The sequence below is a fragment of the Caldicellulosiruptor obsidiansis OB47 genome (assembly GCF_000145215.1).
GTDB lineage: Bacteria > Bacillota > Thermoanaerobacteria > Caldicellulosiruptorales > Caldicellulosiruptoraceae > Caldicellulosiruptor > Caldicellulosiruptor obsidiansis.
Genome location: NC_014392.1, coordinates 664,904 through 689,609, shown reverse-complemented (window position 1 = coordinate 689,609; position 24,706 = coordinate 664,904). Strand labels below are relative to the sequence as shown.

Sequence of the window (24,706 nt, the reverse complement as noted above, 5' to 3'; positions counted from 1 at the left end):
TTCGCAAGAGCTTTTTTTGAAGAATTTAAAAATAAGTCATAAAAATTAGCATTCTTTTATGCTCTTTTCGGCTTTGCTTGAAGTTTTTTCTTTCTTGTGCTGAGCTCCCAGTCAAACCACAGCGCAGTTGCTATAAATATGGACGAATAAGTACCTGATATAACACCAATCAAAAGAGGGAACGTAAATTCCTTTATTGACTGAACACCCATGATATACAGAACGACAAGAACTATAATGACACTCATTGCTGTTGCAATTGACCTTCCTATCGTTTGGTTCATGCTAAGGTTTACAAGATCTTTGAGTTCCATCTTTCCAGCGATTCTTCTGTTCTCTCTTATTCTGTCAAACACAACAATGGTATCGTTTATAGAATAACCAAGGACAGTAAGAATTGCCGCTATAAAAGTGGAATTAAGTGGAATCTTAAAGAGAGTATATACAGTCAACACAATCAGCAGGTCATGAATCAGTGCTGCTACAGCAGTTGTACCAAACCTGAACTCAAATCTGATAGCAATATAAATGAGCATCAAAATTGATGCAATCACAACCGCCCAAATAGCCTGAGATTTTAATTCAGATGAAATAGTAGCTCCTACATTCTGATAAGATATTAAATCCTCTTTTTTCAGATTATATCTTTTAGCAATCTCCTCAAAGAGCTTGTCTCTTGTCTCCTTTGAAAGCTCTGTCTTGTTTTTGCCGTGAACCTCATGTGCGTTTATCATTATCTTTTTACCATCTTCAACTTTTCTCACAATAGGTGTCTGTGTTCCTGTAATCTGTTTTGTCAACTTCTCCAAATCAGCAATCTCAGCAGCGCTTGGAACTTTATGAAGGTTTATCTCCAAAACTGTACCACCAGTAAAGTCTATGTCATAGTTAAAACCTTGGACAAAATACGAAATCAACCCAATTACCATAATTAAAATTGAAACTATATAAAAGTACTTTCTTTTCCCCATGAAATCAATCTTGGTCATTTAAACATCCTCCTCCCTGGTTTTCTTACCGCCATACCACCTGATATCTTTGAAGAGTCCTGTATTTATAATTGAAGTAAGTAAAAATCTTGTAACGGTGATTGCTGTGAAGAACGATACCACAATACCTATGGTGAGCGTCCACGCAAAACCTTTAATAGGACCTGTTCCCAAGAACAAAAGAACAATTCCTGCTATTATTGTTGTCACGTTAGAGTCAATAACAGCATTTAGTGCCCGCCTAAAACCTGCATCCATAGCAGCCCTTAAAGTTTTTCCACTTCTTAATTCCTCTTTCAACCTTGCAAAGATTAAGATATTCGCGTCAACTGCCATGCCGGCAGACAGGATTATACCTGCTATACCAGGGAGGGTCAAAGTTATCTTTGCATACCCCACAATTGCAACCAGAATAACTATATAAGCAACTAAAGCTATATCTGCAACAAGCCCTGGCAGTCTATAGAAAATTATCATGAACAGGAACACAAGCAAGATTCCAATAATTCCAGCCTTTAAGGTTGATTTGAAAGCCTCGTTTCCAAGCGAAGGTCCTATTGCCTTGCTTTCTATCACATTCAAAGCAAATGGAAGAGCACCAGCTTTTATCTGCTGAGCAAGTGTTTTAGCCTCTTCCAAATCTTTCATACCTTCAATTACAGCCTCGCCATTGTCAATCTCTGACCGAACAACAGGATTTGATATAAGCTTCCCATCAAGATAAATTCCTATGTTTTGACCTAAATATTTTTTTGTCCCTTCTGCAAACTTTTTTGTTCCCTCTTTGTCAAACTTTAGTGCAACAACGTATCCTGATGCTGTCTGCTGTGCATATGCATCAACAACGTTTCTACCTGAAACAATCAAATCTCCAGAAGGTCCCTTGAACTCAATCAAAGCTGTTCTTCCTATATACTGTATTGCTTCATCAGGGTCTTTGACACCTGGAATTTCTACCCTTATTCTCTTTGAGCCCTGAATTGTCGCCGTTGCATCATAAAAGTTTCTCATGTCAAGCCTTGTTCTGATGAGCTGCAATGCTGACTCCATTTCTCTTCTTGTTGGATTCTCTTTTGCTGCCTCATATACAATGTAAACGCCGCCTTTCAAATCAAGCCCATACCTTATAACTTTTTGGACTGACGGGATGCTTGCAGTTCCAATTTCCAGCCCAAAAAACACTATGTAAAATGCAAAGGCTATTACTAAGCATCCTATCAGAAACTTTGCTAAGCTTTTATTTTGCATAACCCTTTCTCCTTTCTTTTTAGAAGGTTAAGAAAAAACATGTAGAAAATTTAATATATACTCAGACAAATACTTATTCAGTAAAATTATAATCTTCTACTTGATAAAAAGTCAACAAACAAAATTTAATAATCTTTTATCTTTTTATACTCATTGCTAAGCTCTATATACTCCTTCGCAGAAATTGCAATCTTTTCAATTTCCTCTGACGTGAGCTCTCTTATCACTTTAGCAGGTCTACCAAAAACAAGGGTATTTGGCGGGATAACCATGTTTTGAGTTATAAGACTTCCTGCTCCAATTAAACTATTATCACCTATTTTGCTGCCGTTCATAATGATAGTCCCCATTCCAATTAAAACGTTGTTGCCTATCTCACAACCATGAAGAACTACATTGTGACCAACTGTAACATTGTCGCCTATTATAACAGAACAGCAGTGGTCCGTGTGAATTGTTGTAAGGTCCTGGATATTGGTGTTTTTGCCAATCACAATTTTATTTTCTTCACATCTTATAACACAACCAAACCATACACTTGAATTTTCTCCAATTTCGACATCGCCTATGATAACCGCATTTTCTGCAACAAAAGCAGAAGGCGCAATTTTAGGTGTTTTGCCTTTATAAGAAATTATCATTTTAGCTCTCAATCCCCTTTTCCATAAGATAAAGCTTTATAGCTATTGCATTTTCCACCCTCTTTCTTTCAAGTTCGCATCCAACAATGTAAGATTTCTTCACATCACCGTTCATATTATAGTTTGCAGCAGCGCACCCGCCACTGCAGTAAAACCTCGCCCAGCACTTTGAACATTCATCTTTTTCATACACTGTATTTTTCTTAAACTCCTCAACCAAATCAAACCTCTGCAGACCTTTAAAGACATCACCAATCTTAAAGTCTGGTTTGTCAACAAACTGGTGACACGGAAAGATATTCCCTACCGGGTCAACTGCTACATACTCAAACCCAGCACCACACCCTGAAAGTCTTTTTGAAACACATGGACCACCTGTAAGGTCTATATTGAAATGGAAGAAGCTAAAGCCTTCTCCTTTAAGTTTCGCATTTATATACTCCTCAGCCAAAATATCATACTCTTCTTTTATCCTTTCGATGTGACTCTCACGTATCGCCCAGGGACTGCTTTTGTCCAGTACAACAGGTTCAACCGAAATTTCTTTTATCCCAAGGCTGTATAAGTGTAAAACGTCCTTTGAAAAATCCAAGTTCTTTGCTGTAAATGTTCCTCTCACATAATAAGTTTTCCCATTTCTTTTTTGGATAAACCTCAAAATGTTGTTTGTGATTTTGCTATAGGTGCCATTACCGTTTCTGTCAATTCTCATAAAGTCATTGACTTGCGGTCTTCCGTCATGGCTGAGTACAACATTTTCTATGTTCTGGTTTAGATATTCAATTATATCGTCTGAAAGGTTTGTTGCATTTGTTGTCAGGGTAAAAGATATTTTCTTGTTATACTTCTTCTCTTCTTCTCTTGCATACTCAACAATCTTTTTTACCACATCAAAATTCAAAAGTGGCTCTCCACCAAAAAAATCAACCTCTAAGTTCTGTCTTGAACCAGAATTTTGAAGCAGAAAATCTATTGCCTTTTTGCCCACATCAAAGCTCATAAGTTTTCTTTCCTGTTTGAAACTGCCACTTGATGCAAAACAGTATCTACATCTCAGGTCACAGTCGTGGGCAACGTGAAGGCACATTGCCTTTATAACCGGATTTCTCTTTTCAATCAAATTCATATCCTTATAGTTGTCCTCAGAAAACAGAACTCCTTGTTCAATCAAGCTTTTTACTTCAAAAACTGCCTCAGCTATCTGCTGTTTATCAAACTCAAGTGCATCTTCTACTCCATCAAAACTTCCATTTTCTTTGTAATACTTTATTACCTCATAAGCAACACTATCAACTGTGAAAATTGAACCTGATGCCACATCCACTACAATTTTGAGTCCGAATTTTTCGAACGTATGAACCATCTTTTTCTTATTGTCTTCCTCCTGCTTTATCACATTTTAAATTAAAAAAGTTTTGCGCAGGGCTGCCCTCAAAAAAATTTTTTGACAGCCCACTCACAGAAGATTATTTTCTGTTTTTGCAAATTTGGTTTCCAACAGTGCAAGATGTCTTGCAAGCTGACTGGCAAGATGCCTGGCACTCACCACAGCCGCCAGAAACAACTGTTTTTGAAAGAGCATTTTTTACAACAACCTTTATATGCTTCATAAAAACCTCAAACCTCCTTTTTTAAAATGAAAATTTTTAAAAATTATTCACGCTGCGTATAAAATATTAATTCTGCGCGTGAACTACCATCCACCTAAAGAGGTGGAGGCTTCGTGAGAAGTTTGGTAGCAGCTAAGCTACCCTTATTCTCACAGGGTGGTTCACACACCCACTACTGACTATCTGCTTCTTTGCAGACTCGCCAGCTACCTTCGCAAGTATATTTAGCGCTCCATTTATATCTGCATTTACTACATACCCACAATCTTTGCACACGTATAGCCCTCTGTGCTTCCTGTTACTTTTCTTGACTGTCCCACACCTGTTACATCTCTGCGAAGTGTAACTCTCGTCCACTTCTACATACTCTAAACCATAATATTCACACTTCGCTTCTAACTTTCTCTTGAACCTTTCATATGGTATGTTCACAAAGTTTTGATTGTTTACAACCCCAAGATTTATTTTCTGCTTTATATCTTTCATTTCCCCAATAACTACTGTACCTATTTGATTGTTCAGACAATGCTTGATTATATAATTGACAGCTTGATTCAAAAAGTTGTCAATTATATGCTGTCTTCTAAGACAAATCCGAGCAAGTTTTTTGCCGTATTTAATATTTTGCTTGCTATATATCGACTGGAGTCTTGCCTTTTGTTTGTTATACCATCGGTTGACTGATTTTATATACCTGCCTTCTATTAAAAAGGCAGTCCCGATGGTATCAACTACTGCTGCAAAATTGTCAAGACCTAAATCTATTGATAAGTACCTGCTTTTATCAAGATTATAATTCTGTTCTTCTTCTTCTTCTTCTTCATACACATACTCAATCTCAAACCATTTGCCATGAAACCTTGGCACTATCCTGACCTCTTTTATCTTTTTGCCTCTAATGTTTTGTGGCAGGTCAAAATACAAGTACCTTACTCCAAATTCCTTGTAGAAATTTCTGCCAAGACTGAGTCTCAGTTTATTCCCTTCTACCTTGAACTGGTCTTTAGGAAAAACAATCTGGTACATCCCTTCCTTTGGCAGGTATGTCGGTATTGAAATTTTTTTATCTATTCTCCCTTCTTTTTTAGCTTTCAAAAGACTTAAAAAAGATTTAAAAGCTTCGTCCACAGAAATAAGAGTTTGCTGGGCAACCTGAGAAGGCAAAAGTCTGTAATTTTCGTTTTCCTTCACAAGATGATATACGCTTTCATATGGCAGATATTCCTGAGTTTTAAAATAGTGTTGCCTTATATGATACAAAGCATAGTTGTACAAGTTTTTAGAAAAGTGACATAACATACGCAGAAGTTTGTATGTTTGTTTGTCACATCTTATATGATTTTTCTGTGTTTTGTACATCTGAAATCACCCAAAAATATTGTATCATACTTTTAGCAATTCATCTCCCACCTTAAAGAGGTGGGAGTCTTCTTGCTAAATTTTTGATAAACAACATATAGTATTTTACCACAAACTATTTTACAATACAATTTTGTCAAAAGAAAAAGGGCAAGGTTTTGTCCTCGCCCTTTATTTGGCAGTATTTTTTAACCTCTGTTTTTCTTTATCTCCTCTAAAATTTCGGGAGCCTTGCCCGCACAGCCAAGAACATTTCTAAGCTTGTGTTTTACCATCTCTTTTATCGCATCTCTGCCATCTTTGAGATACTGCCTTGGGTCAAAATGGTCAGGATGCTCATAAAGGTGTTTTCTGATAGCTGCGGTCATTGCAAGTCTCAAATCAGTATCAATGTTAATCTTTCGCACACCAAGCTCTGCCGCTTTTCTGAGCATATCCTCTGGTACACCTTTTGCACCTGGAATATTTCCTCCATACTTGTTACACATCTCAACAAATTCAGGCAAGACTGTTGATGCACCATGAAGAACAATTGGAAAATCTTTTGGAAGCTTTTCAACAATCTTCTGAAGTCTTTCAAAATCAAGTCTTGGGTCGCCTTTGAATTTGTATGCCCCATGGCTTGTTCCAATCGCAACAGCTAAAGAGTCAACACCTGTTCTTTCAACAAACTCTGCCGCCTGGTCAGGGTCTGTAAAAGCTGCTTCATGTTCTGCAACCTTTACATTGTCCTCAATTCCGGCAAGCTTGCCAAGTTCTGCCTCCACCACAACCCCGCGTTCATGAGCATATTCAACAACCTTTTTTGTAAGAGCAATATTCTCCTCAAAAGGAAGCCTTGAACCATCAATCATGACAGAAGTAAAACCACCATCAATACACGCTTTGCAAATCTCAAAATCCTCTCCATGGTCAAGATGAAGAGCAATTGGGAGGTCTCCTGAATCTTCAAGAGCTGCTTCAACAAGCTTGATAAGATAGATATGTTTTGCATACTTTCTTGCACCTGCTGAAACCTGTAAAATAAGCGGTGCCTGTTCCTCCTTTGCAGCCTCAACAATTCCCTGGATAATCTCCATGTTGTTGACGTTAAATGCACCTATTGCGTACTTGCCTTCCGCCGCTTTTTTAAACATTTCTCTTGTGGTAACTAACGGCATTTTAAATTACCTCCTCAAAGTTTTTGTTTTAAATCTCAATATCCTTTCCATGAAGCTTTAGAAAGCTTATAAAGCTTTCTAAGCTTTTGTTGACAATAAGCTCAGGGGGAAATTCATAATCAGTCACAAGTTTTTGTGTAATTTCGCATCTGCCAATGTCTGCTTTGTAGTGTGCATCTGAGCCCATGGCAATGTACACACCATGTTTTTTGCACAGTTTTAAAATTTCTATGCAGTTTTCTTTGCTCTTTTCACGAACATAAAACGAAGAGTTGTTTATCTCAATTGCTTTTTTATATTCCTTTGCAGCAAGCACAACCTCTTCTTTGTCAATTTCATATAGCGGATTCCCCGGATGCCCTATACAATGTATATAAGGATTTTTGATAGCACCAATGAGTGCCCTGGTATGGTCAGAAACTGTCCCACTCGGGATACAAACATCATGTAGGCTTGCAATCACAAAATCAAGCCTCATCAATGCTGCTTGCGGGATATCTATATTGCCTTCATAGTCAACTATATTCGCCTCGCACCCTCTAAATACCATTATACCATTTATTTTTCTCGGTACAACCACCAGATTGTAAAAATATAAACTACTACACGACCCTGGCATCTCAGGGCCGTGGTCAGTTATACATATTCCTTTTAAACCTTTTCTTTGTGCCTCAAGCACCATCTCTTCCAAGGTATTGTAAGCATGACCGCTTGCAATTGTATGACAGTGTGTCTCTACTTCCAAAAACATCTTCATCTCAGCTCTCATCAAAAATTTTTGTACGAATTTCAAATCTTAGTCTTTAATCTCTGCAAGTTTGTTCTTTAAAATATCAATCTTTTTCACAGGAGTTGGATCATTTTGGTAAAGTGTTGCAAGATAAAGTGATACATAATCTCCCAGGTAAATTAGCGAAAACATTCTTGCAAGCCTCGAATTTCCGATTGAGTATATATCATTTACTCCAGATACAACACCTTTTACAAGGTCCTTTGTAATATCCATTCTGATTGCATTTCTCTTGTGGTCTTCTGTGTCATGGAGCATTACAATTTCAAAAAGCCCCAAAATATGTTTTGGCGACTCAGTTCCCACTATCTCGTTGTGGTTGAGCTCTGAGAATACATTAAAATATGCTGGCGATTTTGAATTTTCACAAATCTGACCCTTCCATCTTTCTGCAATAACCTCTGTAGTTCCACTAATGCCATATATGATTGGGAGCTTGTTCCAAAGTTTTAATGTTAGTCTCTTTGCAAGGTTTTTCTCTTCCGGCACCTCTGGTTTATATCTTTCTCTCAGGTCACTCAAAACCTTTACTGTCTCTTCTATCTGGTCATCAACAGGTTCAATCAGACCAAGTTTGACAAATAGCATCAAGAGTGGAATAAATGAGTATCCAAGTGCAGCTCTTGGCTGAAGGCCGCTTGGGATTGTGATTACATCAAATCCATCCTTTTCAGCAAACTCTTTTAACTTTCCACCTGTAGTTATTGCAATTATTTTCGCACCTTTTGCTTTTGCATCTTGGTAGGCAGAAAGTGTTTCTTCTGTGTTACCCGAATAGCTCGAAGCTATGACAAGAGTTTTAGAATCAACATACGCAGGAAGTACATAGTCTCTGTTAACAATCACAGGGATTTTGCACTTGTCAAGAACAAATACTCTCAAAAGGTTCCCACCTATTGCAGAACCGCCAAGACCTGTAATCACAACCTTATCTATATCTTCTGCTTTTACATTCACATTAATATTTTTGCCTATCTCGTATGCTTTTTGAATTTGTTCAGGAAGATTATACACTGCTTCAAACATACCACTTGGGTCGTTCTGTGCAATTGTCTCTAAATTATCAAGCATTTTCCCTGACTCCTTTCTATAAAATTTTCTATTTCATAATATAACAATTTTTCAGTTTTTTCAACTTCAAAACCACATAAAAAATAAAAGGAAAGCACCACTCTAAAGAAGTTTAAAACCTCCCTAAAAGGTGCCTTCCCCTTTTATGCACTTTTTTATTGTTCTGGTACAACTGATGGGTCTATTAAACTCCAAAAAGCAAATTTGGGTTGATAATCCTTATCAAATAAAAGCGGAAAATCACCTTGCAGCCACGAATAGTCATCTTTCAATCCCCAAAATGTAACGCTTTTAACTACATTTTTATATTTTTTTAAAACATTAAAAATTTTTTCTAATTTTTTTGCCTGTTCAATTAGAAGAGAACGATTATACATATCATCACCTTCAACCATATTCTTGGAAATGCTTATATCTATTTCCGTAAAATGTATTTCAATTCCTGGTATCTTGCTGAATAATTTTATGGTCTCTTCAATTTCATTTACATCTGGCCAGTTAAGAGAAATATGACACTGAACACCCACTCCGTGAATAGGTATGCCTTTTGCTTTCAAGCTTTTGATTAAATTGTAAATATACTCTCTTTTATATGGATCTTCAGTATTATAATCATTGTAAAATAGTTTTGCCTTGGGATCTGCCTCATGCGCCCAAATGAATGCTTTTTCAATATATTCCGGTCCCAATATATTAAACCAGTCACTTCTTCTAAAACCATCTGGTTGATTTTCATCAATAGCTTCGTTAACAACATCCCATGCATATACTTTTCCTTTATACCTTCCGACAACTGTTTGGATGTGCTTTTTCAACCTCTCTAAAAGTATCTTCTTGTCTTTTTCACTGTTTGTCAGCTTCTCCCCTGTCTGAGGGTTCTGGAAAAACCAGCTGGGTGTTTGCTGATGCCATACAAGAGTATGTCCACGAATAGCTATACCATTCTTTTTGCAAAAATCCATATATTCATCTGAAATGGAAAAGTTAAAACCTCCTTCATACGGCTGAAGTGCTTCTGGCTTCATCTCATTTTCTGGTGTAATACTATTAAAATGTCTTTTTATGAGTGCAACATCAATAGGATTTGTTAAAGCCTTGTAGGGTACAGCAACACCAATTTTAAAGTAGTTTTTGTATTTATCACACAATGAAGGTATATCCAAATCAGGAACAGCTGAATACAAGCTATCATCTGAAATTGTGAAGTTGTCAAAATAATAGTAAGAAATATCTGAAAGAGGTCTTATGAAAATCACAAAGTCTTTTATCTTTGAATCCAAAGAGGGCGTATAACTTGCAAATACTTCTGTCCACTTATTCTTGGGAACAGTTACTTTCCCAAGCACAATCTCTTTCGTGTTCTTTCCATTTTCCAGAAATCTAACGCCAACTGCCAAGTTTAAACTCTTTAAAATGGGCTGATACACATAAAAAGATATTGAATAGCTCTTACCCTTCTCAAATGTACCTTTCACCGGCAAATTAACAGCTGTATTCTGCTTTTTTGCAGTCTGCTGAAACTTTATGCTATATGTACCTTGATAAGCTTTTTCTTTTGAGACTGACAATTTACATTTTTTATCCTGAGGAATAAATCCTGCTATACTCTTGTCTTCAAAGCTTTCAAATTTTATGAGATTTGAACTCTCGGAAACTTTGAGTGTAAAAAGGTCAACGTAAAAATTTGTGGTTGAGGTTGGCACATATACCTTTAGCCAAACTTTTTTAATCCCTTTTAGCTCAGTCAAGTTTAAACTTGCATCAAGTTTTTTCCAGCTATTTGGCATGATAACCTTTTCGCACAGCAGCTTACTTTCCTTTCCGCTTTTTGTCTCAATTTCGCTACTCACAACAAAACGCTGCGGCTTGCTGGATTTATGATAAACATATAGAGTAATTGTATATTCATTTGAATAATCTATGATATTGGTTACATCAAGCAAAACTCCATCATTTGCTTGTTTTCGACCACTTATAAAAAGTGAAAAGGTTCCTTCTGCTGCGGCTGTACTGTCAATCTTTAAAGTTGTAGATTTGCCCGATGCTTTAAACGGCGCTACTAATTTATTTTCAAAATTAAACTCCACAAAATTCTTTTTTGTTGCTCCGCTAACTTTACTAACTTTAGTACTTCCTATGCCAATCAAGGTTGCAACCAAAAATAAAATTGCTAAAGCCATTATTGAAAACCTTTTCAATTTTTTATAAACATAACTTTTCATCCAGCAATTCCTCCTCATACATACTCTGGAAAAGAAAGCATATCAGAGATTACCATTGCTATGCACCCTAAAACCACAGCTCTGTCTTTTAGCTTTGAAACTTCAATCTTAAGATCATAAAACTGGGCTATAAAAGACTTTTGATTAACTACCTCTCTCAATTTTTCCAAAAACAAATCACCAAAAAACGATGCCTTGTTACCTACAATTACTATTTCAGGATTAAAAATATTTACAAGATTTGCAATTCCTATTGCCATCTTTTCAGCGACCTCAAGCACAGCCATTCTGCAAATCCTGCTTCCATCCATCGCTGCTTGTATAATCTGAGAAGGAGTTATTTCATCTACATTTTCACAGCTTATATACCTATCCTCTGCTCCTTCTTTTACAAGTTTTTTGATAACACTCAAAAGTGCCCTCTCAGATGCAAAGTTCTCAAGACAGCCAATGTTGCCACAGCTGCAAACATCGTCTTGAAAGTTGATAGTTGTGTGTCCAACCTCCCCCGCAAATCCTGCAGCGCCCCTGAAAAGCTTGTTGTCGATAATAATACCTGCACCAAGACCAATGCCAACACTTAAGTAAATCAAATCACTAACTTTTCCCCACTCGCCAAACCACTTTTCGCCCAGTGCGCCTGCATTTGCTTCATTGTCAATATAAACAGGCAGGTTGAACCTTTGCTCAATAATCGACTTTAAGTGAACGTTTTTCCATTTTAAATTTGGAGCAATAAGCACAATTCCAGATTCTTTTTCCACAATACCAGGAACACCAATTCCAATACCTAAAATTCCTTTTGGAGTCGGCGGAGCTTTATCTATTGCTTTTTCAATCATGTCAAAAAGAAGATTTAAAAGTTTTTCTTTTGGCTCTTCCATCTTAATGTTGACATATTCTTCAAAAATAATCTCACCTATAAAGTTTGAAAGAATAACATGAATGTAATCAACACCCAAATCAATCCCTATGATTGAACCTACATCCTTATTTACCTGTAAAAGCACAGGCCTTCTTCCACCTTTTGACTTGCCATATCCCTTTTCAACTATATATCCTTCTTTTATAAGCTCATCGGTTAGGTTTGACACTGTTGCTTTATTTAAATCTACAAGCCTTGAAATTTTTGCGCGCGATATCATCTTATTATCTAAAATTGTTTTCAAAATTAAAAGCTTATTTATTTGTTTTAATAACGCATGATTTCCCATCCTGTCATTTTCCTCTGCTTATTTAGACTTTGCAAATTATTATACAACAAAAAAAGCTGTGGGAAAATGTTTTTAAGGAGCAAAAAACATCATTTTATCCTTTTACAGCACCTGCCATCATACCTTTTATGATTTTATCCTGTCCCAAAATATATGCAATCAGCATTGGCAAAAGAGATAATGTCAAGAATGCCATAATTGCTGGAATATCCGAACCATATCTTGCTTGAAAATCCCAAATACCAAGTGGAAGAGTTCTCTTTTGTGGTGAACTTGTTAATACCAAAGCAAAAACAAACTCGTTCCAAAGATATGTCCCATTGTATATCCCAACTGTAATTAAAGCAGGTCTTGAAAGTGGAAGAAGAATGTCAGAATACAGTCTAAACATGGAACAACCATCTATTTTGGCTGCTTCTTCAAGCTCAATAGGTATTTCTCGCATAAATTCCGTAAGAATAAATATTGACATTGGCAAACTTAGGGCAACATATGGTCCAATCAAAGCAAATATTGTATCATATAACTTTATCTTGTTTGTAAGTACATATATAGGTATTAGAGTAACATGAATAGGTATTGCCATTCCGGCTATTATAATCGAATACAATAAATTATTTAAAGCAAATTTCATTCTGGCAAATACATATGCTGCCATTGAAGATACAATTAAAATTAAGATAACAGATATCGAAACAGCAATAACACTGTTTTTAAGGTAAGTAAAAAAACTACCTTGAATTACTGTCGAATAGTTTCCTATTGTAGGCTGTTTTGGTACCTGCCATGTATTACCCATCAAAAGTTCTGTTTGTGTTTTAATAGATGTAAAAAACATAAATAAAAAAGGAATATCAGCAATTAAAGTCCATATAGCTAAAAATATAAAATACCATTTTTTTGTTTCTTTTATTGAACCCATTGTTCTTTCTTCCCTCCTCAATAAAGTCAAATCACTAAATTAACCTTCATTTTTTTTGGTTGCAAAATATGCCAAAACGCCTGCTGTTGTTATTATTATAAACATAGCTGAAGCAATTGTACTTCCGTATCCCATTTTAAATGAGGCAAAAGCATTTTTATACATATAAGTTGCCATAAGTTCAGTCGCATTAGACGGTCCACCTTCTGTCATGACGTAAATTAAATCAAAATATTTAAGAGAACCTATCAAAGACAGGATACAAGCTGTTTTTATTGATGGTGACAAAAGAGGAAGCTCTATCTTCCAGAAATACTGACCTTGCGTTGCTCCATCTATCTTTGCAGCCTCATATAATTCATGAGGAATATTTGAAAGAGCTGCTATAAAGAATATCATATAAAATGGTATATATTGCCAACATATAACAGCTACAACAGAGTAAAAAGCTACATTAGGGTCACCTAACCAATCCTGATTCAAAAAATCAAGATGCAGAAAACTCAATATCCCACTTAAAAGTCCAAACGATGGGTCGTATATATATTTGAACAATACACCTATAGCAACAGATGACATAAGCATCGGAAGATAGAATAGTGACTTGAAGAGGTCAAACTTTTTACCACCTCTGTCAAGTAAAACAGCAATTAAAATCGCAATCGGCATTTCAATAATTATTGATAAAAATATAAACTTTATATTATTTCCCAATGCATGCCAAAATATAGAATCATGTAACAAATCTTTCCAATTTTTTAACCCAATATATATCTTTTGTGGTGAAACACCATCCCACTCAAACATACTAAGATTAAATGACATAATTATTGGCCAAATTATATATATACCAATTAAAATTAAAGCAGGAGCTAAGAAAAGGAAAATTCCTATGTTTTGAGCTAATTTAGAGGTTCTATCTCTCTGCAATTTTTAACTTCCTCCCATTTAAACAAATTTTTAGTAAATAGAAAAGTGAATTGGTATTAGCTGCAGGTTATCCTACAGCTAATACCAATTCCTAAGAAAGGCACAATATTTTTACTTCTTGAAATAATCTTTTGCCGCTTTCTCCATCTTTTCTGCCGCAGCTTTTGGTGTAAGTGTCAAACCAAAGAGAGATTGAACAATATCCTTATGAGTTTCTGCAAGTTGAGGCGGTAAATATTGATCCCACCAAAGCTGAATACTCTTTGCTTTTGCAACTATGTTATAAACCTTTTGAAGCATTGGATCTGAGAACTTTAAGCCCTTTACTGGAGGTATTTGACCATAATTAATTCTTTCTTTGACTGCCTGATCGTCAATTAAATATTGAATCATATTAAATGCTTCTTTTGGATATTTGCATGTAGTTGTCACAGCATAATAGTTTGAAGATGCCATTCCAACTAAACTTGTCGGATCGCCTTTCCCACCTTTAATTGATGGGAATGGGAAGAAGTCAAGGTTATTGTCGTAGAACTTCTTGTTTTCAGCCTTAACAATAGGAATCTGCCATGTTCCCATTAATTCCATTGCAGCTTTACCAGAGTATAAAAGCATTCTTGACTGTCCTGTATCCCAATCAAGACCATTAAATCCTTTTGGAAATGCACCTATTTTAACTAACTCTTGAAGCATTTCGCCAGCTTTTATAAACGGTTGATCAGCAAAACTTCCGCCCGTTCTTTCTGCTGCTTTTTCAAAAGCTGAAGCTCCACCTAATTTATTGACAAAATTCCAATACCAGAAACATCCTGGCCATTTTGTTTTATTTGCAAGTGTAATAGGAATTATTCCTTTAGCTTTTAATGTTTTTACAATGTTTAAAAATTCATCATAAGTTGTTGGAACCTTTAAATTATATTTCTTAAATATTTCCTTATTGTACCATACAAGCGCAACACCTGCTCCTTCAACTGGAACTGCCCAAATCTTATTGTTATAAGTGATTGGTCCAAATGCAGCTTCAACAAATCTGCTCTTATAATTGTTTTCATTCATGTAAGCTGTAATATCCTTAACTTTGCCAGCTCGTACATATTCAAAGAATGGACCGCCGCCCCATGTGACAAATACGTCTGGTGCCTGATTTGAACCCATAGCAATTTTCAATTTTGTCTTGAACGAATCATTTTGAAGTGGTACCACTTCAACCTTAAAATCCGGGTGTGCTTTTACAAAGCGGTCTACTTGCCCCTGAATCATTTTTTTACCATTATCGTCAGTGGTGATGTGCCAAAATACAATCTTCTTCGTGCTACCTGCTGAGCTGAAAGCCTTTTCAGATGGATAAAAAACCAAAACTAAACTTAGCATAAAAACAACCGCTGTCACCCATGCAATAATCTTTACTAACCTCTTCACACAACATCACTCCTTTTAGTTTATTTATTAAACAAACTATTTATATATTTCGCTATAATTTTTAAAAATCCTTCTTTGATTTTTTAATGTTTTAGTTATCTTGTAATAATAATAACCTTACCAAATTAATATTATTAGTATATTATTTGTTGTGGTTCTCGCTGAATATTAACTATTTGTTTTGTTAAATATCTATAATTTGATTTAAGCTTTTCTCAGCTGATTTTTTAATTGAAATGCTTTATAATTTAGTTAGTAAATCATAATTTATAAATTGGGGAGATTATATATTATGAATAAGTCAATTGTAAAAATCTTCACAATTCTCGCGTTTCTGCTTGTGCCTATGTATATCATAACTGCCATTGTAAACAACGTTAAACTGAAGGATGAGGTTCAAACCTCTTCAAACCGTCAATATTATATAACCGCTCCGAAAACCTCTGATAAAAACACACAGCTTCCGGCTGCTGTTTACTCTAAGATGTACGAAAATCCGCAGCAAACTGAAAATGTCACCATTTCAGACGCTGTTTATACTCAAAAGGTTTCAGACTCAATATATATTGTGAGTAGTAAAAACTCGGATGGAAAAACAACTCAAAAAATTTATTATAAAAATAAGGTGTCTAAATCTGAAATGAAATATTACAATCCCGTTATAACTTTTATCAAGTCACAAATTTTGATGTCCAGTGTATTCGAAAAAGGAATTTATGATGTATATATTGAAAAGATTGACCTTAAATCAAAGTACATAAACGCAGCTGTAATGTATTATCCTTTAGAAAAGATTGATAGTAGCAAAAATTCTCTGATTGAGGGTAATATGATTGTCATCACAATCTTTGTTGACAGAAACAAAAAGCCAGAAGAATATTCGCTCTTATCTGTGATAAAAGACCATAGTCCAAATGACTTTTTCAATGTATTTTTAAAGTCAGTTTATAAATTCACTGTGATAAAGAAAGGAGAAGAGGATTAGAAAAACGCTATGAAACAAGAAGATATTAAAAAATTAGCTCTTCCTACTGACATTTCGCAATTTCTTTACAATATTTATAACAAGCTTTACGAATTTTGGGGACCACAGAACTGGTGGCCTGCTGAAACTAAATTTGAGATGGTCATAGGCGCAATCTTAGCTCAAAATATTTCTTGGAACTCTGCTGAAAAGGCTATTTGCAATCTGAAAAGAGCAAATATCCTCTCAGTTGAAGGAATATTGCAAACTCCTGATGAGAAGCTGGCTGAATTAATCAAACCAGCAGGTTATTATAACCAAAAAGCTAAAAGGTTAAAAGAATTTTGCAACTTTTTGAAAAGAGAATTTAACTCTGACTTAGAAAAATTGTTTGCTCTTGATATCTTAAGTTTGAGAAAGATTTTGCTTTCTCAAAAAGGTATAGGATTTGAAACAGCTGATAGCATAATTTTGTACGGTGCTGAAAAACCCATCTTTGTGGTAGACAGTTATACAAAAAGACTTTTTTATAGGCTGGGTTTAATAGAAAGTGAAAAAATATCATATAGTGATTTACAAGCAATTATTATGGCCAAACTGACTCCTCAAACCAAGTTTTTTAATGAGTTTCATGCACTTATTGTAAAGCATTGCAAAGAAATTTGTAAAAGCAAAAAGCCAATTTGTAACAAATGCTGTTTAAGATTAATTTGTAATTATTTTGATGAAAATTAATTAAATAGAAGGCTGTCCAATAATGAGTTGGACAGCCTTCTTTTCTCTTTAAAGCTTATAAGCAGATGCATATTTTTTTATTTCTTTTGCAAGTTGTTCAACCTTTGCAATTTCATTCATCATGTGTTCTATATTTTCTTTTATTGAAAAACAATCAGTCAGCACTTGCTGAACATTATTTTTGGTATTATTTAGTTTTGCAATGTCAATAGCAATCTCATTGTTAACTTCTTGAATCTTTGACTTCAATATATCAATTTCATTAGTCACATCATTAATTTTTTGGTACACTCCCAAAATGTTGCTTTCCATCTTGTTTAGTACCGACAAAAATTGTTCTTGTAAATCTTCGTCTCTTTTTAAATCACTGTGTAGATTCCAAATTTCCCTTATAACATCTTGATTCGTATCATCAATATTCTTTAACACATCATAAAATCTTGTAATTAGTTGTTCTATACCACTTATTAGTTTTTCAAGTGCTGAAACGTCTATAAAATTTGCAATTTTGTTGTTCATCAACTCTATCTTAACTGAAATTTGCACCATTTTTAATCCTCTTGCTAATCTTCCAGAATTGTCGGATAACTTTATTAATTCTTTTATCTTATTGCTTAAATCGCTAACAATACTGCTATAGTGAGACAATATTTCTTCGATCTCATCAGTATAATTTTCTACTTTTCTTACCTCTAACTTAAATGAACTGCATAAACTATCTAATGTCTTTAATCTATTACCTTGATTCAGTAAATATACTTTGATATCTTCCAGGTTATGCATATACATGTCCATGCTTTCACTTAAAACTTTCAAACAATCTCTCTGCCTTTCCAATGAATTTAAAAATTTTATTGATTTTTCATTAATCTCTTTGTTTATATCTTCACTCTGTTGAATCACATTTTCAAATTTACTTTTAGATATATTTGGATTATTTATTATTTCATTAAAATACATTATCGGCTTTTTTAGGGATTGCAGAATTCTAAAGAAGGAATTATAAATTTTGTCTATTTCATCATTTATTTGACTTATCTTTTTCTCAACACTCAAATCTTTCTCCTTTATTTTTTTGAATAATTGTTCCAATCCTTTTAAAGGATTAACTACAACGTTGGAAATAAACAATGATAGTACAATAATAAAGATCATTGATATAAAAGTTAGTATCAAAAATAACCAACGAACAAAGCTTATTTGTCTGAATATATAGTCTTTAGCACCACCTACAGACAAGTTAAAATTGCCACCAACTACATTTTGTGAATATACAAATTGCTCTCTGCCTGCTTTTCCCTTACTTATTAACACTTCCCCGTCTTTTGTTTTTACAACAAACTGATAGTGTTCATAGGTTTTGAGTACATTTTGCAATATACTTGCTTTATTCACTACAAGATATATTTCTCCAATCTTATTAAAAGTCATAAAATTCAAAACTGGCATTTCAAACACTAATTTATCCTTGTCAGAATATACAGTAAGTGGAATATCTGCTTCTATAGATGCAACTTTTTCTAACATAGCAAGTTCTTCAAATTTAGCATTCCCAATTTCTCCTTTAAGATTTGCAAACAAATAAGTGTCTTTAACATGAAGATACAAGTCTCCACCCAATCGCTGAGCTGCATCTTTTAAGCTTGAAAGTATTATTTCATACGACGCTATATTATCTTTACTTTTAGCATCTTCCTGAGACAAAGTAAGAATTCTTGAAACCTCTCTATTTAATGAAAACGACAAAAGCATGTCATTCACAAACTTGAAATAACTTTCAAATTGCTCAGATATTGCCTTAGCATCACCTTCAAAGCTTTTTTTAAGCTCTTTTTCTAAAGTCCTTTTGGGAACAGCATAATTTGTTAATATCGAAACAATCAACAAAATTGTATATAAAAAAAACAAAAATCCTGATACTTGTCTTCTTAAAAGTCTTGACGTGCCTACCATTCTTATTCACTCCAATGCTTTTTTAACTTTGTTATTATCTCTACTATTTCTTGCAACTGGTTTTTCAAACTATCTACAGACGTTCTATATGCTCTTAAACTACTTGTAAGCTCATAAAAATAATCTTTCATGTTTGTAATCTCATCAAACGCTATATTATAGTTGTCTATCATCTTTCTTAAAACATCTTTCTGTTGTTTAGTCTTATCGTTAACTTCTATAACATTTTCTGACATTTCATGTAATACTCTTTTTATTTCATCAAAATGCATGTCATAACTTGTGTATAAATCCATGTTATTCATAATGTTGTTATATTTTGATATAGAAGGCGTACTTTTTATTATGTTTTGAATTATTTTTGTAATGTTTACTAAATCCGACTTTAATAATTTTGTTTGATAAATCAACTGCTGACTAATCATATTTAATGTTCTGTTTGATTCTTCTTTCGCTGTTTTTATTATAGAATTTAGCGATATTATGTCCAATTGTTCAACTGAATTTATACTCTGTCTATTGAAATTCTCTAATTCCTTTAGCTTTTCAAGTTGCGTGGAAATTTGATCTATCTTAGTCAATGCTACCTTTTTCTTATTTATTATATCCTTTATCTTATGTTTATAATCACTAATAATATCTCTCAATTTCTGTGCTTCTTCCTGAATTTTTTGATTATCTTCAATAAAACGTTTAGAAAATTTATCTTCTGTTACCATTATTTTATTTATATTATCTGAGATGCTTAAAAATAATTCTTTCATTTTATACCATATCCCATTTATACTTTCCAGATTGTCTTCAATACCATGAATTTCTTCGATCATTATATTAACACTTTTTAATGCATTTTCCAAATATACGCTAAACTTTTTGGTTATGTCAACATTCATCCTTGAAATTTCTTCCTTAGTTTCAATCAATTCTTGAGCAGAATTGTAAAACTCATTTAATAACTTTATTTCGTTTGTCGGTTGCAATGTATTCATATATGTTTCAATTGCTGTTAGTTCTTTCTTTATGTTTTTCATTATCATAGATAGAATTCTCCATGCCAATAATGCTATAAATAAAAATATTATAAAAGGAATATATGTTAAACCTTTGAATTCAACTTGTTTTACCACATATATATCCAACGGAAAATTTGCCACTCTATAGCGATAAATTAACTTCTTATCTTTTACAATAAATTCATCTAACCCAATATGCTTTACCGCATTCAAGCTCATTTTTGTCTTGCTATAAACAACTTTTTGATTAGAAACAAGCAAAAATTTATCAGCACTGCTACCATAAGCTTCATCCAACAATTCGTTAAGCAATTCAAAGCTAACTCCAAATATTACTATTCCCTCTTTTTTGTTTTTATCTCCAATCCACTTAAAATAACAAATGGATTGATTTACTGTATCTTTATCAGCTCCAAATTTAATTTCTAAATCAGACGGAAGATTTCCCCAGCCTTCCTCTTTTAATTGACTTATTAAATTCCTATTTTGCCCTATATAATTCACATTGTAAGGACTTTGCCCTCTCAATTGGGGAGTTATATTAGGATGCTTTGGAATATATAAGATAAATGAAATAACTTTTGCAGTATCTGAAATAGCATTAAGATATTGCTGAATTGCATTATCAATTGCGTATTTTTCATAATCATCAAGACTGTCGTATTGTGTTACTAATTTTACCACCTGCGGATTGCTAGCAAACGAATCAGCCTGAACTTCAACTAAGTTAAGTTTGTACTCCAAATACTTGTTAACAGACGCTACAATGTTTTTTGCTGATTTCAATTCCGCTGAAACAGCTATGTTTTTAGCCACAGAATATGTAGAAAATACTATTAAACATGCAAACAAAACAATAAGCAAGAAACTTATTACTTTTGCAAAATTTAATTTGTTTTTCATGTACTCTTTTAATCTCTTAGATATACTTTTGAAAAACTTCATATGGCATTCACACCTTCACTTTTATATATTGTGTAGAAGTCTTTAGAAATTAGTTTAATCACTTTTTAAATAGCAAGATAGGATTGAGAGGTACCTCTCAATCCTATCCCTCAAAATCACAAAATATTGCCCTATTTATCTGCCCACTTAGAAACAGTATCTTCAATGAACATTTTGTTATCTGCTCCTTTTTTGATTGTTACACTTCTATTTGATAATTCCTCACCATTTGGTCCTTTTTCCACCTTACTCCACTCGCCTCTGACATATTTGTACTCAATGGTTGTTCCTTCAGGAATATACATTGTGATTGAATAAGTACCATCTGCATTCTTTGAAAGCTTCAAATTGTTATCAGAAGGATTCCAATCACTATAACCTACTGCACTAAATGTTCCAGCAATATGAATGTTATCATCCGGTGTATTTTGTGGAACTTTAACTTTGAATGTTACCTCAACACCATATGGTTTTAAATCAGCAGTTATATAATCCTTTAGATTTTTGTTTTTCACAACTATTAGATTATAAATTGTATTAAATACCTCTTCTCTTGTAGCATAGTCCTGTGGTCTGAAATTTCCCTGATCATCTACACTCATGATTTCATATGCTAATGCTTTTTGGACATATTCCTTTGCCCATAAAGAAATTTTATCAAAATCTGCAATTGTTTTTGGCTGTTGTTCTTTGCTTATATATTGCTCAGCTATATTTACAGCAATTTTAGCTAATTGTTCTCTTGTTACAAGACCTTTAGGATTGAACTTGTTGTTATATCCATCTAGGATACCCTTCTCCTTGAGGGCTTCTGCATATGGAGCATACCACTCATATTTTGATACATCTGCAAAGTAATTTCTGTAGTATCTTTGATACAAGTCAAAAGCCTTTCCAATAAGTGCTGCTAACTCAGCTCGAGAAATATGTCTGTCCAGATTAATCCTGTTTGTATTGTCCCCTGTAACAAGACCGAGGCTTACTAGTGTAGCAACCTCGTGGCTGAGCGAGTCACTATCATCAAATTTTTTCTCTACCTTTGCAAAAGCGATTTTTTGACTACCTTTAGCTTTAACAACTAAGTAGCTATCTTCTGTGTAATAATCTTTCACTGGTGTTATATTATCATTATTTATTATGCATGGTACAACTCCTTCTTCCACAGGAGAATTGAACTTAAATACATAGATAGTATTTGACGAAGTATCAAGCTCTTCTCCTCTTATTATTTTAAACTCTTTCATACCTATGACTTTTACAGTTGTATAATCATCAACATTTTTTAAGAGCAGTGATTCAGCTGTTTTATTTTCTTCTTTGGAAGACTGAAATGCTTGAACTTGAATGTCACTCGTCACTGACTTATATATATCAACAAAAACTGATGTGTCAGGATATTTTATCTCTATCCTTTTTACTCCCTTTTCTTTTAAAGTTTCCACCGCTTCTCTTTCAATATTTACTACTGGATAAACTTGTTGAGAACTTTTCACGGCTATAGAATAATTTTCACCTTTTATAATAGCATTTAATACACTACGACTGTCTATCAAAACAGCATTCTTACTATTTGCAACTGAAATAGCACCGCCTTCCGCTTTTATTACTTTTCCACCATCACCTGTATCAATTACAGTCTGTTGGGGAAGATTAATAACTAAATTAATTGACGGAAGCCCTCCTTGCTTTGTCGGTCCAAGGTCAGCAAATGCTTCAATTACATCACTCTTTGTCATACTTGGTCCTGTGACAATTAGCACCCTGTTCGGAATTTCTTGGCCGTAAGCATTCTTTTCAACTTTCGACCAATTTCCTCGTGTATATTTATACTCAATCACAGCTCCTTGTGGAAGATATAATGTGATACTATAGGTTTTATCCCCAGTTTTCATAAGCTTAATTCCTGCCGGGTCCCAGTACGGTAGTTTATTTGTTTTGAAATCTCCTGCAATGTATAGGTTATCTCCAGCCGGAGTGTAATCAGGTACGGTCACATTGAATGTTACAGGTACACCACCGTCTACTCCTAATAAAAATTTCTTTACCGTAAGAGTGAAGGTTTTTTGCCCATCTGCCACAACAGAACCAAATCTCGCTTTTGCCTTCAAATCAACCTGAAGATCACCCAGTGTGGGCCTTGTAACTGTGACCGTAGTTCCATTAATTGCTAATATATCCGAATTGTTGCTTTCCCAATCAATTGCAAATGTCAAAGGATAGTTATTTCCTTCATACGCAACCTCATAAACGTATGATGTAACAACTGAGAAATTTGAAGTTATACTCTGGAAACTATCACCTTCTGCCAATTTTAAAAAGGTTTCATCGATGCAGTTATAAGTGATATAATTTGCTGCTGCAACTATTTGATCTTGTGGTAAATCCACTACATTCAAAGTAAATTCAACATTAGGTCCTGTTATTTCGCCTATTTGTGTATTTGCAACAATTTTAATTGTCTTCCCTATCCACTCTCTTGGGATATCTATCCTGTTGCTTGTGCTGTAATCAGTGAGGCTAACCAATTCACTGTTGTTGCTCACATCAACTATTTTATAGTAAAGCTTGGCTGAAAGTGGATTTGCATTTGGTGTATATGGATCCCATGCAAGATGAATGGAACTTCCACCTATTACAGAGCTGTTATTTGCAAAGTCACGTGGTTGAATATTTGTCAAGTCTTTCTCTGTAAAGAGCCAACCGTTTATTAGGTCAACATAGTACTTAGTTTTTAAAAGGTTACCGTTGTCTTTTAGTTCACTTATATTAATATTATCGCCACCATTGTCTCTAAATGTAATCTTGCCATTGTCACCTGTAGCTGACCATTTCCACCAATTTCCATTCATTTTGTTAAAAGCAACTTTGAAACCCCATGGTAATGACAAATCTTGATTTGTTGCATCAAAAACATAGGTATAAGTTGCACCGTTTACCGATTGCAAAATGTAGTTATCATTGGCATCATTCCAATCATCATTAACTCCAAACATTTTTAGACTATGAGTTACACCTATGTCAGAAGGTCCATTTGGAAAATCTGGACTTAACAAAAGTAGATGAGAATTTTTAAAATACCAAAATTTTATCACATCGTTAACTTGAGCTGTATATTTTATATTTTCACCACTGTATCCTACAGTCGTTGCTGTTGCAAACCAATTTACACCGTTCTCTGCAACCTTAAATTCATAATTTCCTGCATTTAGGAATGTATATTCTCCATAATAAAGTCCCGGAGTTGATGTCTCATTCAGAACAATTGTGGATGCATCAAAATTCCAATTACCTGCATCTGGCCAGTTACCTACAATCTTTATGGTATCTGCTGCTCTTGCCTGTTGAGGTAGAATGTTTAAAACTAATGAAAAGACAAATGCAAAACTTACCAACAAAGCAAGAAACCTTTCTAAATTCTTTTTCATATTTTCTCCACCTCCATTTTATTTAGATTTATGTAATTCCCACCTTGCACAAATTTTGTTCTGATTAATAGTGCAAGGTGGAAAAAGCATGAATTT

At 34.2% G+C, this 24,706-nt stretch carries 19 protein-coding genes; 2 read left to right on the top strand and 17 right to left on the bottom strand.

What is annotated here, in order from left to right; genetic code table 11:
* Positions 1-56: 56 nt before the first annotated feature.
* From secF to COB47_RS02810, 14 genes are all read right to left on the bottom strand, one after another.
* Complete coding sequence (gene secF, locus COB47_RS02870) at positions 57-989, bottom strand: protein translocase subunit SecF (RefSeq protein ID WP_013289905.1); 933 nt, start codon at positions 987-989, stop codon at positions 57-59.
* The gene (secD, locus tag COB47_RS02865; RefSeq protein ID WP_013289904.1) at positions 990-2,237 is read right to left on the bottom strand and encodes a protein translocase subunit SecD; all 1,248 of its coding nucleotides are present in this window, start codon (positions 2,235-2,237) and stop codon (positions 990-992) included. It abuts the gene before it with no gap.
* 125 nt (positions 2,238-2,362) lie between these two features.
* Entirely contained in the window at positions 2,363-2,878 is a 516-nt protein-coding gene (locus COB47_RS02860; RefSeq protein ID WP_013289903.1) for a gamma carbonic anhydrase family protein, read from the bottom strand.
* A gap of 1 nt (position 2,879) precedes the next feature.
* A complete protein-coding gene (gene scfB / locus COB47_RS02855; RefSeq protein ID WP_013289902.1) occupies positions 2,880-4,241 on the bottom strand; it encodes a thioether cross-link-forming SCIFF peptide maturase in 1,362 nt (453 codons plus the stop codon).
* A gap of 103 nt (positions 4,242-4,344) precedes the next feature.
* On the bottom strand, positions 4,345-4,488 hold the full coding sequence (gene scfA / locus COB47_RS11915) for a six-cysteine ranthipeptide SCIFF (RefSeq protein WP_013289901.1): 144 nt from the start codon (positions 4,486-4,488) through the stop codon (positions 4,345-4,347).
* A gap of 132 nt (positions 4,489-4,620) precedes the next feature.
* Positions 4,621-5,847 carry an RNA-guided endonuclease InsQ/TnpB family protein gene (locus COB47_RS02850; protein WP_013289900.1) on the bottom strand — a complete coding sequence of 409 codons (1,227 nt, stop codon included), beginning with the start codon at positions 5,845-5,847 and terminating at the stop codon, positions 4,621-4,623.
* A 188-nt stretch (positions 5,848-6,035) separates the two neighbouring features.
* Positions 6,036-7,007, bottom strand: a complete 972-nt coding sequence (fba, locus tag COB47_RS02845; RefSeq protein ID WP_013289899.1) for a class II fructose-1,6-bisphosphate aldolase — start codon at positions 7,005-7,007, stop codon at positions 6,036-6,038.
* Between the two features lie 28 nt (positions 7,008-7,035).
* Positions 7,036-7,758: a phosphatase gene (locus COB47_RS02840; protein ID WP_013289898.1), complete on the bottom strand. Its 723-nt coding sequence runs from the start codon at positions 7,756-7,758 to the stop codon at positions 7,036-7,038.
* A 45-nt stretch (positions 7,759-7,803) separates the two neighbouring features.
* On the bottom strand, positions 7,804-8,868 hold the full coding sequence (locus COB47_RS02835) for a bifunctional phosphoglucose/phosphomannose isomerase (protein WP_013289897.1): 1,065 nt from the start codon (positions 8,866-8,868) through the stop codon (positions 7,804-7,806).
* Positions 8,869-9,023: 155 nt separating this feature from the next.
* Positions 9,024-11,090 carry an endo-1,4-beta-xylanase gene (locus tag COB47_RS02830; protein ID WP_013289896.1) on the bottom strand — a complete coding sequence of 689 codons (2,067 nt, stop codon included), beginning with the start codon at positions 11,088-11,090 and terminating at the stop codon, positions 9,024-9,026.
* 14 nt (positions 11,091-11,104) lie between these two features.
* Positions 11,105-12,304, bottom strand: a complete 1,200-nt coding sequence (locus tag COB47_RS02825) for an ROK family transcriptional regulator (protein WP_013289895.1) — start codon at positions 12,302-12,304, stop codon at positions 11,105-11,107.
* A gap of 94 nt (positions 12,305-12,398) precedes the next feature.
* Entirely contained in the window at positions 12,399-13,226 is an 828-nt protein-coding gene (locus COB47_RS02820) for a carbohydrate ABC transporter permease (protein ID WP_013289894.1), read from the bottom strand.
* A 39-nt stretch (positions 13,227-13,265) separates the two neighbouring features.
* Positions 13,266-14,156: a carbohydrate ABC transporter permease gene (locus COB47_RS02815; protein WP_013289893.1), complete on the bottom strand. Its 891-nt coding sequence runs from the start codon at positions 14,154-14,156 to the stop codon at positions 13,266-13,268.
* 111 nt (positions 14,157-14,267) lie between these two features.
* Positions 14,268-15,575: an extracellular solute-binding protein gene (locus COB47_RS02810; RefSeq protein ID WP_013289892.1), complete on the bottom strand. Its 1,308-nt coding sequence runs from the start codon at positions 15,573-15,575 to the stop codon at positions 14,268-14,270.
* A gap of 292 nt (positions 15,576-15,867) precedes the next feature.
* Here COB47_RS02810 and COB47_RS02805 point away from each other — a divergent pair, with 292 nt between their 5' ends.
* Together COB47_RS02805 and COB47_RS02800 are read left to right on the top strand one after the other, a co-directional pair.
* Positions 15,868-16,560: a hypothetical protein gene (locus COB47_RS02805; protein ID WP_013289891.1), complete on the top strand. Its 693-nt coding sequence runs from the start codon at positions 15,868-15,870 to the stop codon at positions 16,558-16,560.
* Positions 16,561-16,569: 9 nt separating this feature from the next.
* Positions 16,570-17,274 carry an endonuclease III domain-containing protein gene (locus COB47_RS02800; protein ID WP_013289890.1) on the top strand — a complete coding sequence of 235 codons (705 nt, stop codon included), beginning with the start codon at positions 16,570-16,572 and terminating at the stop codon, positions 17,272-17,274.
* 48 nt (positions 17,275-17,322) lie between these two features.
* On the opposite strand, the gene COB47_RS02795 is transcribed toward COB47_RS02800, so the two are convergent.
* The 3 genes from COB47_RS02795 to COB47_RS02785 form a co-directional block, all read right to left on the bottom strand.
* Positions 17,323-19,227, bottom strand: a complete 1,905-nt coding sequence (locus COB47_RS02795) for a methyl-accepting chemotaxis protein (protein WP_013289889.1) — start codon at positions 19,225-19,227, stop codon at positions 17,323-17,325.
* Positions 19,228-19,229: 2 nt separating this feature from the next.
* Positions 19,230-21,185: a coiled-coil domain-containing protein gene (locus COB47_RS02790; RefSeq protein WP_013289888.1), complete on the bottom strand. Its 1,956-nt coding sequence runs from the start codon at positions 21,183-21,185 to the stop codon at positions 19,230-19,232.
* Between the two features lie 131 nt (positions 21,186-21,316).
* On the bottom strand, positions 21,317-24,610 hold the full coding sequence (locus COB47_RS02785; RefSeq protein WP_013289887.1) for an S-layer homology domain-containing protein: 3,294 nt from the start codon (positions 24,608-24,610) through the stop codon (positions 21,317-21,319).
* Positions 24,611-24,706: the final 96 nt, after the last annotated feature.